Here is a 15,024-nt window from a genome sequence, read left to right as displayed (position 1 = left end):
GATCACTCCGCTGCTGCTGAAAAGGGGCGGTCAAACATGGCGGAGTAAATCCCGCACACAGCCTCCGCTTGAGCATCGAGACTGAAGCGCGCAGATTGCTCGCGCGCCTTGAGCCCGAGCGCGACGCGCCGCTGCGGATCATATGCAAGCGTGTTGAACGCGTCGGCGAAGGCCTGCGGATGATGCGGGTCGGCAAACAGGGCGGCGTCCTCCCATAGCTCGCGATAGGTTGGGATATCCGCCAGCACCAGCGCCGCGCCCGCTCTCGCTCCTTCGAGCGCGGCAAGGCCGAAGGGCTCATAAATCGAAGGCGAAGCCACGATGGCGGCCTGCCGGATGGCAGCTGCCATCTGCGGATGCGCAAGCTCGCCGCGATGGGTGGCGTGGCGAAACTGCATGGACTGCCCGTTGGGGCCGTTGCTCGCGCCGGCCGCTACCACCGGCCAGCGCGCCATGCGTGCCGCGCTATCAAGCACGGCGGCGTTTTTCCCCTCATCCCACCATCGGCCGGCGGCAAGAACGAAGTTTCGCTTCGGTTCATCGGACGTCTCGAGCGCGCTCGCATTGAGAACGACCTGGAGATTGGCAATCCGCCCGTAGGCCGCTTGCATCGCCTCGGCATGGCTGCGGCTCGGCGCAATCACAGCGTCCGCGCGCGCGAAGCCAGCCCGGTTCAGCCGATATTGCCATTGCCAGTCCCGCGGCACCTGGCTGCCGCGAACGGCGGCAAACCATGTGACCACACAGGAATGGCAGGCCACGACGAGCGGCAGGTCCGTTTCAAAGTTCGCTGCCTGCGAGGGAAGATTGAGATGCAGGAGATCGGCCTCTTCGCTGCGCGCAAGATCGGCAATCCGCCGCGGGACGCCCGCAATTGCCTTCTCGTCCTCAACCATCCAGTCCAGTGGCGCATCCAGCCAGACGAGTTTGCCGATCCGCTCTGCCTCGGCCGCTTTTTCCGCGCTGGGGGCAGGCCCGAGCCCCGCGAAGATCATGTCGACGTTGTGCGGCTTCAGCACCGCGGCCAGATCCATGGCATAGCGCCAGACGCCGCCCACGGCATCGAGGGTCATCACCACGCGGCGACGCCCTTTGTGTCGTTCTTGTCGGATCATGCCGATACCTTCCGCTTTTCTCTGCGGATCTGCCGGCCGCCGAAACGATTGGCGATCAGCCATTCGGCGAGATGCCGCAGGCCCTCGCGCCATCCGATACGGGCCTCCCAGCCGGTTTCGCGTTCGAGTTTTTGCGTATTGGCGACGAAGTAGAATTGATCGCCGGCGCGCCACGGGCCGAAGCTCGTTTCGACGGGCCGCCCCGTCAGTTCCCCGATCTCGCGCAGCACCGACAGCACGCTGACGGCGTTGCGGGGACCCCCGCCGAGATTGAAGGCATTACCGGCCGCGCGATCGATATTCGCGAGCAGGGATCGATAGGCGGCGACGGCATCGTCCACGTGGAGGATGTCACGCACCTGCTTCCCGTCGCCGTAGATGGAAATGGCCTCTCCGGCGAAAGCGCGGATCAGGAAATGCGCCACCCAGCCCTGGTCCTCCGTGCCGAACTGGCGAGGCCCATAGATGCAGCTCATGCGCAGGACCGCAGCCGGTATCCCGAAGGACTTGGCATAATCGAGAATATATTGGTCGGCGACACCTTTCGAGCAGCCGTAGGGCGTGCAGAAATCGAGAGGCCGATCCTCAGCAATCCCCTGCATGCGGACGAGTTGGTCTTCCGGAAGATAACGGTCGTCGAGCTCGATCATCATAAGATCGTCCAGAGCGCCATAGACCTTATTGGTGCTCGCGAAGATGACCGGCGCCCGCTTTCCGGCCTTGCGGACCGATTCCAGCACATTGATGGTGCCACGGGCATTCGTTTCGAAATCATCGAGCGGGTCGATGAGGCTGGTGGTCACCGCCGTCTGGGCGGCATAGTGAAAGACGGCTTTGGCATCCTTGAAAGCCGCTTCTATTCCCATCAGGTCGCGAACATCGGCAAGGACGGGATGCACCCGCGCCCCATGCCGCTCGATCAGCCATGATAGGTTCTGGTCCACACCCGATCGTCCCAGATTGTCCAGAATGATGACGTCTTCCCCGTCGTTCAACAGGCTATCTGCGAGGTTGGAGCCGACGAACCCGCTTCCTCCGGTGACGACGACGGGTGCGGCACCGGCAGCGATTTGCGGGGTGGCGAGCGCCGTGACCTCTTCCAGTCGCCCGAGTCCGCCCTCCATGAGAAGGCGGCCAAGCAGCTTTGGCTTGTTGTCATGGCTGACCGCGCCGAGATGATAGTGCCGCGGATCGAACCATAGGCCCTCCTGAACCGGCACATCCGGCGGCACATCTCGCCATGAATACCAATACATCCGGTCGGCCGGCACGTTCAGCGCCTTGATGAAGCGCCGCGCCTGCTCGATCTCATCGTTGCGCCAGGTGGAATAGCCTGCTTCGGTAATCCAGATCTCCGCGTCGGCATTGTAGCGGTCGATAATCTCGCGCATCTCGCCAAGATGCATGTCCCAGCCGCCCCAGGTCGCCTGCTCGCTGTCCCACGTGCCGGGAAAACCATGAAAGCCGACGGCATCGATAACGCCGAGCACACCACGTTCCCCCATCAGATTGAGCCAGTAGGGATCGAATGGGCAAGGGCCGCCAAGCACCGGCTTGTAGCCTCTCTGCTTGGCCCAATAGGCAGCGCCGCCGATCATTTCGCAGAACAGCAGAAAATCGCTGTCCTGCCGCCAATCCCAGTCGAGCAGGTTGTTCGGTTCGTTCCACAGCTCGACATGACGGAAATAGCGGCCGTAGCGCGTCAGGATGTGATCGACGAAATCGGCGTAGGATTTCGGATCGACCGGCGGCCCCGACGACCTGCCCGTCCGGGAGAGAGAGGGCGGCGTGTAGTGGATGCAGGGCAGAAGATCGATCTCACCGCCGACGCGCGGGATCAGCCAGTCGAACCATTCCTCACCGCCGGGCGCGAGATATTCGGCCCAGGACAGGTGCGTGCGCAGATAGCTGGCACCGCTCGCGATAATGTCCGGCAGCACGGCCTCTGTGCGCTCGTGCTCCCCCGGCCGGAACCATTCGACGAAGCCGAAGCGGCGCGTTTCCTGCTTTTTCAATGATCGCGGACCGGTTTTGCTCATGAAACCAATCCCCGCTCTTCGAGCTGCCGCTTCATCTCTGCGCCGCGATCGACCGCACCCGTCTGCCGTACCCACTCGGCGAACGGACCGAGTGAATTCTCAAGACGATATTTGGGTTTGAAACCGAGCAGTTCGCGCGCCTTCGAAATATCGGCAAAACAATTGCGGATATCTCCGGAGCGCGCCTGGTTCATGATATCCGGACCGATCTCCGGCGTTCCCATGGCGTCGGCCAGCAGTGTTGCAACATCGGCGATCGAATAAGCCTGGCCGCTGCCGATATTGATCACATGACCGGAAGCCGCCGGTTTTTCCAGTGCCAGGCGGAAGGCCGTTGCTACGTCGCGCACATGGACGAAATCGCGCCGCTGCTTTCCATCCTCGAAAATCATCGGCGGCTGCCCGTTGGCGAGGCGCGAGGCGAAATTCGCAAGCACGCCGGTGTAGGGATTGGAAAGAGCTTGGCCCGCACCGAAGACGTTAAAGAGACGCAGGGCGACGGCATCCCGCTCATAGGCCTCGCCGAAAATAAGGACCTGCTTCTCCTGGGCGTATTTCGTCAGGGCATAGATGGAAGCAAGATCGACGGGCTTTTCCTCATCGGTCGCAACCGGCGTCAGCAGTTCGCCATCAGGGCCAAGCGGATCCCATTGGCCGCCTTTAACCTGGTGCATTCGACGCCTGATATAGCCGAGCCGCCTGCCCTCGGGTGTGAGGTAAAGCCCTTCTCCATAGACGCTCATGGAAGAGGCGACGACGATTTTCCGGACCGGCAGATCGATCATGGCTTCGAGCATAACAGCCGTTCCCAGGTCGTTGCTGCCGACATAACGGGCAATCTCGTACATCGATTGCCCGACGCCAACCTCGGCGGCAAGATGGATGACGCCATCCACACCGACGAGCGCCGCCCGCACCGCATCCTTGTCTCTCACGTCGCCGCGGACGATCTCCGCGCCCTCGGGGACGCTGACTTCCGCATCCGCATGCACCTGATCGATCAAGGCGTCGAGGATGCGTACGTCATAGCCATTTTGCAGAAGTTCTTCAGCAACATGGCGGCCGATGAAGCCGCATCCGCCGGTAATCAAAATCATCATTCTTGGACCCATTCCATTGAAGAATTTGTTTCGGAGACAGCGGCCGAACCGAGCGTCGATGGAAAAGTTCCTTCATCAATGACATCTTTTATGACTTCATCATCAATGACTTCTTTGACTTCTACCGGAACTCTTTGGGAAGCGCGCAGTTCGAGGGGCTCCACATTGGAGGACATCCCATGGACTTTGCGAAACCCACGGCTCAACTCATGCGGGCCGCAGTCGTGACTGGCCCCGGGCGTCTGTCAGTCGAAATGCGGCCGAAGCCGAAACCGGGTCCCGGCCAGGTCAGAGTAAGACTGCAGGGCTGCGGCGTCTGCGCCTCCAACCTCACCCCATGGGCCGGACCGGAATGGATGACGTTTCCCACCGAACCAGGCGGGCTGGGGCATGAAGGTTGGGGGATCGTCGATGCCTTGGGCAGCGAGGTTGCGGACCTACAGGTGGGAGAGCGGGTCGCGGTTCTCTCCTATCATGCCTATGCCACGCACGACATCGCCGATGCCTCGATGGTCGCAGTGCTGCCTAGGGAATTGGACGACAAACCGTTTCCCGGTGAGCCGCTCGGATGCGCGATGAACATTTTTCGCCGCAGCAATATCGAAAGCGGCCAGACGGTTGCCATCATCGGCATCGGCTTCCTCGGCGCGCTCCTGACACAGCTCGCTACCGCTCAGGGAGCGCGGGTTGTCGCCATCTCGCGGCGACCCTATTCGCTCGATGTGGCGAGGCAGATGGGAGCGGCCGAGACCATTGCCATGGACGATCACTGGCGCGTCATCGAAAGCGTCAAAGAACTGACCGACAGCAAATTCTGCGACTGCGTCATCGAAGCGGTGGGTAAACAATGGCCGCTGGACCTGGCAGGCGAGCTCGTGAAGGAACGGGGAAGGCTGATTATTGCCGGCTATCACCAGGACGGCCCGCGGCAAGTCAACATGCAGCTTTGGAACTGGCGCGGCCTCGATGTCATCAACGCCCATGAGCGCGACCCCGCCATCTATATCAAGGGCATTCGCGACGCCATCGAAGCGGTGCGTCAGGGACGGATCGATCCCGGGCCCCTCTACACGCATCGCTATCCTCTGGAAAGACTGGACGAAGCGCTCGATGCGACGCGCGACCGCCCCGGTGGCTTTCTCAAAGCGCTGGTGCAATATTCATGAACGAGTTGATTTCGATGCCGGCGGCCAATGCCGTCAAACCGTTGAGGCTGGGCTTTCTCGGCGTGGGATGGATCGGCCGGCACCGGATGAAGGCAATCCTCGACAGCGGCCTGGCGCAAGCCGCCGCCGTCGCCGATCCCTCGCCGGAGATGGCGGCGGAGGCCAAGGCGCTTGCTCCTGACGCGAGGATTGCAACCGACCTGGACGATCTGCTCGGCGACGGGCTTGACGGCATCGTCATCGCGACGCCAAGCGCAAGCCACGCCGAGCAGTCGATCCGCGCGCTCCGGGCCGGCCTCGCGGTCTTCTGCCAAAAGCCGCTTGGCCGGTCGGAATCCGAAGTGCAGGCCGTTGTCGACGCTGCAAGAGCGGCTGACAGATTGCTTGGCGTCGATCTTTCTTATCGCCACACGCGCGGCATGCAGCAGATCCGAAACCTCATCCACTCCAATGCTCTTGGCAAGGTATTCGCAGCGGATCTGACCTTCCATAATGCCTACGGCCCCGACAAACCCTGGTTCTACGACAAGAACCAGTCCGGCGGTGGCTGCCTGATCGATCTCGGAGTCCATCTTATCGATTTGGCTCTATGGTCTCTCGGCTTTCCGTCCGTCGCCGCCGTCACGAGCGAGCTAAGGGCGGGCGGCGGCAGCCTTGCAAGTGGCACTCAGGTCGAGGATTTCGCCGCCGCGACGCTCACGCTTTCCGGTGGTGAAGTCATTCGCTTGACATGTTCCTGGCGGCTTCAGGCCGGCTGCGACGCCGTGATCGGCGCTGATTTCTACGGAACCGAGGGAGGTGCCTCGTTCAGAAATGTCGAAGGGTCCTTCTACGATTTCACCGCCGCCAGACTGTCTGGCACGTCCCGTGAAATCCTTGCGCTGCCGCCGGATGAATGGGGTGGGCGGGCCGCTGTGGACTGGGCAAGAAAGCTCGCGCAAGGCCAGCGCTTCGATGCCGCCTGCGAAGAATTCGTCGCAGTCGCGGCGGCGATCGACGGCATCTATTGTGCAGGTAAACGTTAGTGCGGCAGCAGCCTATTCCTTGCTGGTCGCCTCAATTCGATCGAGCACTGCAACTGGCGCGACGTCCCTTTTCAACTCATCAACTTCGGCATCCGCTTCGGTCGCAACCTCGAGCTTTCTTGCGATTGCCTCGACCATAGAGATCAGACGGGTCGTTTCATGTTCATTCAACAAGCTCACCTGGAGATCGAGATCTGCACGGATGTCGTCCTCGGCTGCCATTCGGTTTTGGTTGATCAGGACAAACGTCGAAAGGAAAATAGCTTCGACTGATGCCTCCATCGCCAGGATAACCAATGACGGATCCCAAGGCACGATCGCTGGGATCCAGGCGAGATTTATGGCAATCCAGACGCTGTAGAAAACAAGGTGAATGTAAACGAAAAGCATCGATCCCGCGAAGCGGCTGATCAATTCAGCAGCACGCTCTTGCCGGGACGCTGCTCGCTTGTTCTCGCGGCGGCGCTGCATGATCGCGTCGATGTTCTTCGCTAACGCTGGCGTGAGGCCTTCGGCGGCCTGGGTGGTCGGGCTGGTACCCCGTTCGTTTCGCATCTCCGAGACCATGCATCATCAGAGCGACTTCCCAGCCGCCCTGATGCGTGAAGCGGGTGAGCGTTTATGTCTTGATCAAGCGCGGAGGTCAGTTCCGGTTTAAATTCGGAAAACCCTGGTGCGATTGGCTTGAACCGTCACCGAACTTTGGCCGCGTTAACGGGTTCCGCGCGACGGAGTTGCGGCCAAAGATCGGTTGGCGGCACCTGGCTGCCGAAGAGCTTTTCGCCTTTAGAGCCTTTGCATCTCTGACCCGTGGCAGCCGTCCGGTGCTTTGCGCAGATGAACGTCGAGGGATCATGGGCGAACCGACGCGCTCTGTAGTGCCTTTTCAATTGAAGCCTTAACCGCCGCTCACTCGATGAAGCCGAATTTCAGCTTTTGGTCGGCTCGTCATCTCGAACGTGGAAGACGATCTGCTTCAGTTCGAGAAGCGTTCCTGCGGTAGATGCGCCAATCGGCCGTCTCCCGCACCAGGTCATAGTGGCGGGCGATATAATGCGCATAGATGTCCCGCATGCCGTTTCCCGTCCAGATCTCGATCGGCCACTTCGGGTCGAGGATCAGGTCCACGTCGGCGAACATCTCTTCCGCGGCTGGATGATAGTCAGGCCCGAGCGTCCTTCCCCAATGGTACCAGACGCTGTCGCCGGCCGGCGGCGTGCGATCCAGGCCGGCGGAAAACGGATTTACGAAGTCCAGAACGGCGACGCACTCAGACCCGGCATTCAATTGCGAAAGGGCCGCGGACGCGTCGGCAAGTGTGCGGTTGTAGTCCCGAAAATATTCGTATTGGCCGGCGCTCCACATCTGCACCAGCCGAATCTCGGAAAAGGCGGGCAGCCGAATGGCTTCGCCTCGTTCGCCGGCCGTATAATAGGCATGAATGGCGAGCGACACTGCATTGGTGACCGCGGCCGGTATTAGCAGGAACGCTGACAGCAGCGGCAGGGCGATGTGCGCTCTTGCATACCGGCAGCGAAGCTCTGTCCGAAAGAGACTCTCCGACAACACGGCGGCGCTTGCGCCGAGCGTCAGGATCCCAAAGAATTGGAAGTTCTGCTCGATCAGGAGGATTCCGGTGGCGATGCTGAAGCCAACGAAGAGCAGATGCCGATAGCTTGGCGTCAGGATGAAAAGGATGATGGCGACAGCCAGGTAAGCAAGAAGGTCGGCGAGATTAGTTCGCACCACGTGACCGAGAGCCGTCATCGTCGGGAGGCCGCCGCTATTCTTCCCCGCAAGACTAATGTCGAGGAGGTACTTGACCCCGCCGCCCCAGACCAATTCGATCACCAGGATGCTGGCAGCGACGAGCCCAAACGCGAGCGTGACCCAGCCGATCTGGCGACGGTCGAAAAGCATGAACACCAGGAAAGCAAGGCCCACCACACCATAGGTGACCTTCGTATAAAGCATCACCAGAACGAGGAAGCTGGCGCATGCGGCGTCGGCCGATTTGCCGCTGGAGGCGCCCGGCAAGCGGCGCAGGTACATAACCAAAAGCAGGCCGAGAGATGCCCACCCGATCCGGTTGTAGAACATGGCAAAGCTGAGCTCTCCGATCCGCTCCCCTGGGTTGGCAGGCGCCGCGACCACCAGAAGCAGAAAGGTTGCCAGCGGCAGCCCAAACGCCCAATGCATCCGGCTGCCGACCACTTCTGCTGCAACGAGCGAAAGGAAGAGGATGAGCAGCGACATCCCCACTGGCATTGCGGCGCCCATGCTACCGGACAGGGCGTAGCCGAGAGCTGGGATATAGAAGGTAAGTGGCCCGAGAGATGTGTGGAAGTCGACATTCGGCACCTGCCCGGCCGCGATACGATGTGCGCCATCCAGGAAAACGAATAGGTCGTTGACGTATTTTGTTGTGACCGTCCCGCCGGGCAGAGCGAGGAGGCCGGCAAGGAGCAATCCAATGCTGCAGACAGTGGCACGCCACCAGTTCAACTGAACGGCCGGTCGCAATGTATCTTTCTCCGGCATCGACGTCGATGCTTGCGTCACCGTGCCTCACTTTGCGCCTTGGCCTTGCGCCATTGATAGATCGTCCATTCGGATGTCTTCCGCATCACATCGAAATTGGCCGAAAGGAACGGGCCATACAGTTCCTGCAGCGGCAGGCTGTTGATGCCGGTTTTGGGCACCATGACGATCTTGACGTCGGCAAAGAGCACCTCCGGCGGGATGTAGGCCTTTTCATTGATATTGCGGTTCCAGTGGAGCCACGCGGTGTCGCCGGTGGGCGGGCGAACGCCGAGTCCGGCAGAGAACGGGTTTGCGAAATCGAGGACGAAAATCCGTTCGGCTGGAATCGGCAAAGACTGAAGAAGCGCGCCGCCGCTGACAATGCTGTCGAGGTAGCGCCTGATGAAATCGGGCTCGCCGCCCGGCGGATCGACCTCCCGGACATCGTCGAATTGCGGCAGCCCGAGAGACTGCCCCGCTTTCTCGGCCGCGAGCGTCGTATGCAGGGCCAGGGCCGCGCTGTGGTGCACGATTGGGGGCAACAGGAACAAGACGACGAGCAGCGGCAGGGCGCCCGCAGGACGAGCCAAACGTCCCGCCGACGCCGTGCCGCCCGGTCGAAACCAGGCCGCCTTCTGCGCCAGCACCGTTGCCCCGCAATAGAGCGTGATGATGCCCCAGCTGTGGGCGTTCTGATTGATGAGCGCCACACCGGCGCCTAAGCAAAACCCACAGAAGATGAGATCTCGCGGGCTGCGGCTTTGCCAGATGGCGAGCGAAGCGACGGCTGCGAACACGGTGAGATCGGACAGGTTCTCGCGCAGATTCTTCAGGATGCTGCCGATATCATGACCGCCGCTGACGCGCGCCGCCGCCCGCAGATCCTCAATGTGCTGGACAGTTCCGCGCCAGAAGAATTCGATAGCGACCATTGCCAGCCCTGTCAGCAGCAGGGCTGTCACGACCCAGCGGCGTTGCTGCCGATCCGAGAGAATGATCAAGAGCAGGCCGGTCCCGGCAAGCCCGTAGGTAGCCTTGGTGTAAAACGAGACAAGCAGAAGGAAGGCGGTTGCGAGAGCATCGGCGATATCGTTGTGCCTGTTCGGGGACTGCGGCGCCAGGTACATCACCAGCAACAGTCCGAGAGCGACCCAACCGATGCGGTTATAGAACATCGCAAAGGAAGGATACCAGATGGAACTGCCGAGATTGATCGGAGCCGCGAGAATGAGAACCAGGAATATGCCGAGTGCTGCAGCCAATGGAGGGCTTAAGCGCGACCCCAGGATACGGACCATCACAGGGGTGAAAGCGACGAGCACGATAGCCATCCCCAGTGGGATGGCAGCCCCGAAATTCCCTGACAGAAAGTATCCAGCAGCTGGAATGTAAAAGACGAGGGGCCCGAGCGCCGTGTGGAAATCGCGGTTCGGCACCTGACCAAAGTCGATGCGATGCGCACCATCGATGAAGATCAGCACGTCATTGATGAAGGCGGCGTTGATGGTTCTTCCCGGCAGTGCGAGCATAGCTGCACAGACCAAGGCGACGACGATGATTGCGACGTCTGCAGAGAGCAGTCGCCGTGCCCAGGTTCTAGGTGGCCTATAGGCACCAGCTCCAGTTCCGGTGGCTGCGTAGGCCGCCCGATTTGAGTGTTCCGTCACAGCCGCAACCTCTTGAAGATCGACTCTGGGATTGACCGGATGACCGTCATGAGCGGACGCCAGATCCCTCTGACGTAGATGACGTCACTGCTGCTACCGCCCTCGGCAACAGCAAAGATCTTTCGCGCCACTTCCTGAGGTTCCGCGGTGAGAAACGGAGGGAGCTTCATCCCGTCGGTCATCCGCGTGCGAACAAAGCCGGGCTTCACGGTCACGACGCGCACGCCGGACCGGGACATCCTGTTCCTCAGCCCGGACAGAAAGGCGGTCAAGCCGGCTTTGGCGGCGCCATAGACATAGTTCGACGCGCGTCCGCGATCGCCGGCGACAGAGCTCGTTCCCACGATCGTGCCCGATCCGCGCGCCGCGAAGCGCTCAGCCAGAAGACCAAGAAGCAAAGCCGGACCCTCGAAGTTCGTGCGCATGACCATCGCGGCATATTCGAGCTCCTGTTCAGCCCGAGACTGCTCACCGAGTTCGCCGACGACGCAGACCACCGTGTCGGGCAAGGGCGACACAGCGTTGAGGAAGGGGTCGAAACGAACTGTTTGGAGGATATCGAGTTCGTGAACCGTGACAGCTGCTCCAGTCCGTGCAGCGATGTCGTCGGCTTCACGTTGAACGGCTGCGCGCGTCCGCCCCGCCAAATGTATGGCCCAACCTGCCTCGGCATAGGCAATTGCCGTCGCCCGGCCAATATCCGAGGTCGCGCCGATCATGAGCAGTGTCTTGCCGATGCCCTTCATATGCCGAGCCTTTTTGCCAAGCGGGAATTGAAACGGCGATCGGCTTCAGTTGCTCTCCGCAGCTCTTTGAACGCATCCAGCCTGGGGTAACCGGCTTCGAACGTATGGCGGGACTGGCGCGCATCCTTGGCCAGATAGAGACGTCCCCCTACCTTGACAACCAGCTCGTCGATTTCGCTCAGCAGCCCCAACACCTCTTGCGTGGCCGGGAGGTCGAGTGCGAGCGTATAGCCCGGCGCGGCAAAGGAGAGCAGGCCCGCACTGCCTCGCAGCTTTTTAAGAACGGCAAGAAATGAACCTTTGCCCGAATGCGCGAAGCGGTCGAGGATGCTGGTGAGAACCGGCAGCGCCTCGGCGTCCGGTACCACGCATTGATGCTGGAGAAAGCCTCGTTTGCCGTAAAGTCTGTTCCATTGAAGGATGCGGTCGAGAGGAAAGAAGTATTCATCCCAATGGACCAACGAGGGCTTGGCCGCCTTGCGGATACCTGACCGGAAATAGAGCTCGTTGAAGGCGGTCACGCTCGCCTTGTTCAGTAGCCAAGCCGGCATGTCGAACGGCAGGGAAAGCGACGCGTTGTTCGGCGAAGGGAAAAGATCGGCCTTTGGCATCGCGGCGACCTGATCTGGCGTCGCGTGCTCGCCGGCAAAAATCAATGAACGTCCCAGGGAAGCGCCTTTCGACAGGCAATCGATCCAGGCGACCGAATAGGTGGCGTCCTCCGATTGCCGCAGCGCCTCCAATGCTTTGTCGAGGTTCTCCGCGACTGTCGTCTTCTGCGCGATCCAGCCCGTTTCGATCGGCCGCATAGGAAAGCTGACCTCGGCGATGATTCCTGTGAGACCCATCCCGCCGACCGTCGCTTCGAAAAGCTCCGCATTCTGCGTGCGGCTGCAGGTGAGGATCTCGCCGCCGGCGCCCACCAATTTGAGTTCGCTGACGTGATCGCCGAAACCGCCATCGCGATGATGGTTCTTGCCGTGAACGTCCGATGCGACCATGCCGCCGATCGTGACGAACTTCGTGCCGGGAACCACCGGCGGGAAATAGCCCCTCGGCACCAGCGAGCGCAGGACGTCGGATAGCATGATGCCGCCCTCCACGGTGAGGACGCGATCGGTGGCATCGAACCTTTTCATCCGGTTCAATCCAGCGCACATCAAGGTGGAATGCTCGCCGATCGCAGCATCACCGTAGGAGCGGCCGTTGCCGCGAGCGATCAGCCCCGCGCGCGATGCCACAATCCCGCCAAGCGCCTCCGGCGATCGGCAGTCCATTACCTCGCTCTCATGGCGCGGATAGCGTCCCCACCCCTCCATTGGTCCGTCACGCCTCCCCTGGTTTGAAGACGAATTTCCGGTCGAGAGTGTATTTGGAGATATAGCCGATCGCCAATCCGATCGCTCCACCGGTGTATTTGGCAAGTTCCGTCTTCCAGATTGTCCAGAAGGCAATTTCGAACCCCCAGAATATGAGCGTCGTCAGCACGCTGAACAGGCCGTACAGCACCACCTTCGACAGTTCCTCATTATGCGAGGTGTAACGGTCGAAAAAGATCCATTTCTTGTCGAGAACATATTTCAAGGCGAAGCCGGCGGCGGTGCCGGCGAGGATCGATGGCATCAGGCTCGACCAGGGCGCTATTTGCAGAACGATCGCCTGCACTGCGAAATTGGCGATGGTAGAGAGCACTGCGAAGGCGACATAGCGGGCCGCGACGCTGCTAGAACTGCTTTGCTGTCGGAACTGCCGAACCATGTGGCCACCTCACATCGCGGCCATGACGAATATGCTGGCTGCACCCAGCGTGGCGAGACTGACTTTGTCCTTGATGGCAAAGACAACCGGATCATCGTGCATTTGTCCGCGATGGGCGAGCATGAGAATGCGCGCGATCCAGCAGGCGAGTATCGGCCCCGCGAGCCATAACATTCCCGGCCGGGCATAGATGTCCTGCGCGTTATCGCTTGCGGCGTAAAGGGCGAACAGCGTCAGCGCGTTCATCCCCGCTCCCGCGGCCAAGGCACCCACCATGCCGATGTCGGCCTTCCGGTAGTCCCGGCCCTTCGAGTCCGGCAGGCGCGCGGTGCGACGTCCGATAAGCTCTGTGTATCGCTTGACCAGCGCAAGCGAGAGGAACCAGCTCATCATGAAGGCCAGCAGCCAAGGCGATGGCCAGACCGAGAGCGCGGCGGCCCCTCCGATCACTCGCGTCGTGTAAAGAGACGCGAGTGCCACAACGTCGAGGATCATCTTGCGCTTGAAAAAGAATGAATAGGCGGTGGTCAAGGCGAAATACCCCGCCAACACAAGCACGAATCCTGGCGTCACCATGACGGCGACGGCAAGCGACAGGAGAAGGAGGATTGGGATTACGGCAATAGCGTCCGAGAGCGGAATCTCCCCGCAAGCGAGAGGCCTGCGGCATTTTGTGCGATGGCCGCGGTCGTCCTGGAGATCCACCAGATCATTGAGGACATAGACGCCGGAAGCACAGAGTGAGAATGCGAGGAACGCCAGGCCGGCGCTGACTATGCTGTGGACGTCGAACAGCTGGTTTATCAGAAGCGGGACAAAGACCAGGCCGTTCTTGACGTACTGATGCACACGCAGCAGCCGCGCCCAGGTCCGCCAGGTCGCTTTGTCGTGCGAGAGATATTGGACGTTGGTGCACTGTCGTGTGAGCTTTTGCGCGACTGCGTGGGATGTTCGTATGGCATAGGATTTGGCGGCATGACGCCAAACAGGAAGGTCCGCCGCATCATTGCCGATATAGTCGAACCCGCCTTCGCCGAACGCCGCAACAAGTTTTTCCGCTTTGACATCGGCAGCGCAGTTCGACGTTTCGCTGGTCGCAAACCAACCGGTGAAGAGGCCGAGATGTTCGGCGACCGCGGAAACAAGACGCTCATGGCTCGCCGACGCAAGATAGATTGGCCGTCCCTCCTCCCTTGCTGTGCGGATCACCTTCAACACTTCCTCGTCGTAAGGAAGGATAGCTGGATCGAAGTCCACGGGCTGGGAAAGGCGGTGCTTCAGACGGGCTTTCCCGCCGCACAGGGCGCTGACGAGATCCACAGCCGAGTAAGGCCGGTGGCTGAGCTCGGAAAAGGCGGTTTCGATCAGAAGATCCGACCGCACCAGGGTGCCGTCCAGATCGACCACCAATGGGCAAGGCGGCGGAGCCGTCTCAAGATTTTCGCAACCGACCGCCGACAGCGACGCAGGCGTTGGCTTAAGCCGCTCGTCCTGCTGGGGTATCGGCGAAAAATCGCTTCGCAGCAGGAACTCATGATGCAGCTCGTTCAAAGGAATTCCCCTGTGCTGGAGACCTCAGGAGCTCGCCGAACCACCGCCAAAGCGGTTAGTTCCATCATCAACACGCGAGCGCTCCGGCTTTCGTTATTGATGCTCCTAAGGATTGCTTTTGTCGGAGATCATGTCGGCGTCTCCCGGAAAACTGGTATCGCGGCACGGCGAGATAACGGCCCGACCGCCCCGTCTATCAGACCTGACCGCAACATGCCTTTTCGAACGAAGCGCGAACGGCCGGAACAAAACCGAAGACGTGACGGTTCGATGGTTCAAAGAATCAGGTAAAGGGACAAGAAATGTGATGAATTTAGCTTTGCTTCTGGGCGCG

Annotated in this window: 14 protein-coding genes; 3 read left to right on the top strand and 11 right to left on the bottom strand. The window is 60.7% G+C overall.

Translation table 11 applies throughout. The features are described from left to right. Positions 1–2: 2 nt before the first annotated feature. From ATY77_RS07080 to ATY77_RS32770, 4 genes are read right to left on the bottom strand one after another with little or no spacing between them, the layout of a single operon-like run. Positions 3–1,115 carry a glycosyltransferase family 4 protein gene (locus tag ATY77_RS07080; protein WP_088686717.1) on the bottom strand — a complete coding sequence of 371 codons (1,113 nt, stop codon included), beginning with the start codon at positions 1,113–1,115 and terminating at the stop codon, positions 3–5. Next, the gene (locus tag ATY77_RS07075; protein ID WP_088686716.1) at positions 1,112–3,154 is read right to left on the bottom strand and encodes an NAD-dependent epimerase/dehydratase family protein; all 2,043 of its coding nucleotides are present in this window, start codon (positions 3,152–3,154) and stop codon (positions 1,112–1,114) included. The genes ATY77_RS07080 and ATY77_RS07075 overlap by 4 nt, the downstream gene beginning before the upstream one ends. Then, the gene (locus ATY77_RS07070) at positions 3,151–4,254 is read right to left on the bottom strand and encodes an NAD-dependent epimerase/dehydratase family protein (RefSeq protein ID WP_088686715.1); all 1,104 of its coding nucleotides are present in this window, start codon (positions 4,252–4,254) and stop codon (positions 3,151–3,153) included. The genes ATY77_RS07075 and ATY77_RS07070 overlap by 4 nt, the downstream gene beginning before the upstream one ends. Then, a complete protein-coding gene (locus tag ATY77_RS32770; RefSeq protein WP_190237593.1) occupies positions 4,251–4,418 on the bottom strand; it encodes a hypothetical protein in 168 nt (55 codons plus the stop codon). Before ATY77_RS32770 ends, ATY77_RS07070 begins: the two co-directional genes overlap by 4 nt. Positions 4,419–4,433: 15 nt before the next feature. Here ATY77_RS32770 and ATY77_RS07065 point away from each other — a divergent pair, with 15 nt between their 5' ends. Beyond that, on the top strand, positions 4,434–5,420 hold the full coding sequence (locus ATY77_RS07065) for a zinc-binding dehydrogenase (protein WP_088686714.1): 987 nt from the start codon (positions 4,434–4,436) through the stop codon (positions 5,418–5,420). Beyond that, entirely contained in the window at positions 5,417–6,445 is a 1,029-nt protein-coding gene (locus tag ATY77_RS07060; RefSeq protein WP_088686713.1) for a Gfo/Idh/MocA family oxidoreductase, read from the top strand. The genes ATY77_RS07065 and ATY77_RS07060 overlap by 4 nt, the downstream gene beginning before the upstream one ends. A gap of 12 nt (positions 6,446–6,457) precedes the next feature. Here the strand turns inward: ATY77_RS07060 and ATY77_RS07055 are convergent, their stop codons facing one another. The 7 genes from ATY77_RS07055 to ATY77_RS07025 all read right to left on the bottom strand — a co-directional run bounded on the left by ATY77_RS07055 (position 6,458) and on the right by ATY77_RS07025 (position 14,690). Further along, positions 6,458–7,012: a DUF1003 domain-containing protein gene (locus ATY77_RS07055; protein ID WP_190237592.1), complete on the bottom strand. Its 555-nt coding sequence runs from the start codon at positions 7,010–7,012 to the stop codon at positions 6,458–6,460. A gap of 381 nt (positions 7,013–7,393) precedes the next feature. Then, positions 7,394–9,007 (bottom strand): hypothetical protein, encoded by a 1,614-nt coding sequence (locus tag ATY77_RS07050; protein WP_088686712.1) that lies wholly within the window; start codon positions 9,005–9,007, stop codon positions 7,394–7,396. Beyond that, positions 9,004–10,497 (bottom strand): hypothetical protein, encoded by a 1,494-nt coding sequence (locus ATY77_RS07045; RefSeq protein ID WP_245314302.1) that lies wholly within the window; start codon positions 10,495–10,497, stop codon positions 9,004–9,006. Before ATY77_RS07045 ends, ATY77_RS07050 begins: the two co-directional genes overlap by 4 nt. Positions 10,498–10,631: 134 nt before the next feature. Continuing rightward, the gene (locus ATY77_RS07040; RefSeq protein WP_088686710.1) at positions 10,632–11,381 is read right to left on the bottom strand and encodes an SDR family oxidoreductase; all 750 of its coding nucleotides are present in this window, start codon (positions 11,379–11,381) and stop codon (positions 10,632–10,634) included. Beyond that, complete coding sequence (locus tag ATY77_RS07035) at positions 11,378–12,700, bottom strand: FAD-binding oxidoreductase (protein WP_088686709.1); 1,323 nt, start codon at positions 12,698–12,700, stop codon at positions 11,378–11,380. The genes ATY77_RS07040 and ATY77_RS07035 overlap by 4 nt, the downstream gene beginning before the upstream one ends. 7 nt (positions 12,701–12,707) lie before the next feature. Beyond that, on the bottom strand, positions 12,708–13,139 hold the full coding sequence (locus tag ATY77_RS07030) for a GtrA family protein (RefSeq protein WP_088686708.1): 432 nt from the start codon (positions 13,137–13,139) through the stop codon (positions 12,708–12,710). Between the two features lie 9 nt (positions 13,140–13,148). After that, positions 13,149–14,690 carry a UbiA family prenyltransferase gene (locus ATY77_RS07025; RefSeq protein WP_088686707.1) on the bottom strand — a complete coding sequence of 514 codons (1,542 nt, stop codon included), beginning with the start codon at positions 14,688–14,690 and terminating at the stop codon, positions 13,149–13,151. 118 nt (positions 14,691–14,808) lie between these two features. Here ATY77_RS07025 and ATY77_RS33055 point away from each other — a divergent pair. After that, on the top strand, positions 14,809–15,024 hold a 216-nt coding region (locus ATY77_RS33055), incomplete at its 3' end, for a hypothetical protein (protein WP_210199543.1).

This window comes from Rhizobium sp. R634, from assembly GCF_002211305.1.
Lineage (GTDB): Bacteria > Pseudomonadota > Alphaproteobacteria > Rhizobiales > Rhizobiaceae > Rhizobium.
The sequence above is the reverse complement of the archived record's forward strand: the minus strand, read 5'-3'. Positions and strand labels throughout refer to the sequence as shown.

Coding starts and splice junctions, on each gene's coding strand:
- ATY77_RS07060 (WP_088686713.1), top strand. CDS start 5,417: ATGAACGAGTTGATTTCGATGCCGGCGGCCAATGCCGTCAAACCGTTG.
- ATY77_RS07030 (WP_088686708.1), bottom strand. CDS start 13,139: ATGGTTCGGCAGTTCCGACAGCAAAGCAGTTCTAGCAGCGTCGCGGCC.
- ATY77_RS07035 (WP_088686709.1), bottom strand. CDS start 12,700: ATGGAGGGGTGGGGACGCTATCCGCGCCATGAGAGCGAGGTAATGGAC.
- ATY77_RS07045 (WP_245314302.1), bottom strand. CDS start 10,497: ATGCTCGCACTGCCGGGAAGAACCATCAACGCCGCCTTCATCAATGAC.
- ATY77_RS07065 (WP_088686714.1), top strand. CDS start 4,434: ATGGACTTTGCGAAACCCACGGCTCAACTCATGCGGGCCGCAGTCGTG.
- ATY77_RS07075 (WP_088686716.1), bottom strand. CDS start 3,154: ATGAGCAAAACCGGTCCGCGATCATTGAAAAAGCAGGAAACGCGCCGC.
- ATY77_RS07070 (WP_088686715.1), bottom strand. CDS start 4,254: ATGATGATTTTGATTACCGGCGGATGCGGCTTCATCGGCCGCCATGTT.
- ATY77_RS07080 (WP_088686717.1), bottom strand. CDS start 1,115: ATGATCCGACAAGAACGACACAAAGGGCGTCGCCGCGTGGTGATGACC.
- ATY77_RS07055 (WP_190237592.1), bottom strand. CDS start 7,012: ATGGTCTCGGAGATGCGAAACGAACGGGGTACCAGCCCGACCACCCAG.
- ATY77_RS07040 (WP_088686710.1), bottom strand. CDS start 11,381: ATGAAGGGCATCGGCAAGACACTGCTCATGATCGGCGCGACCTCGGAT.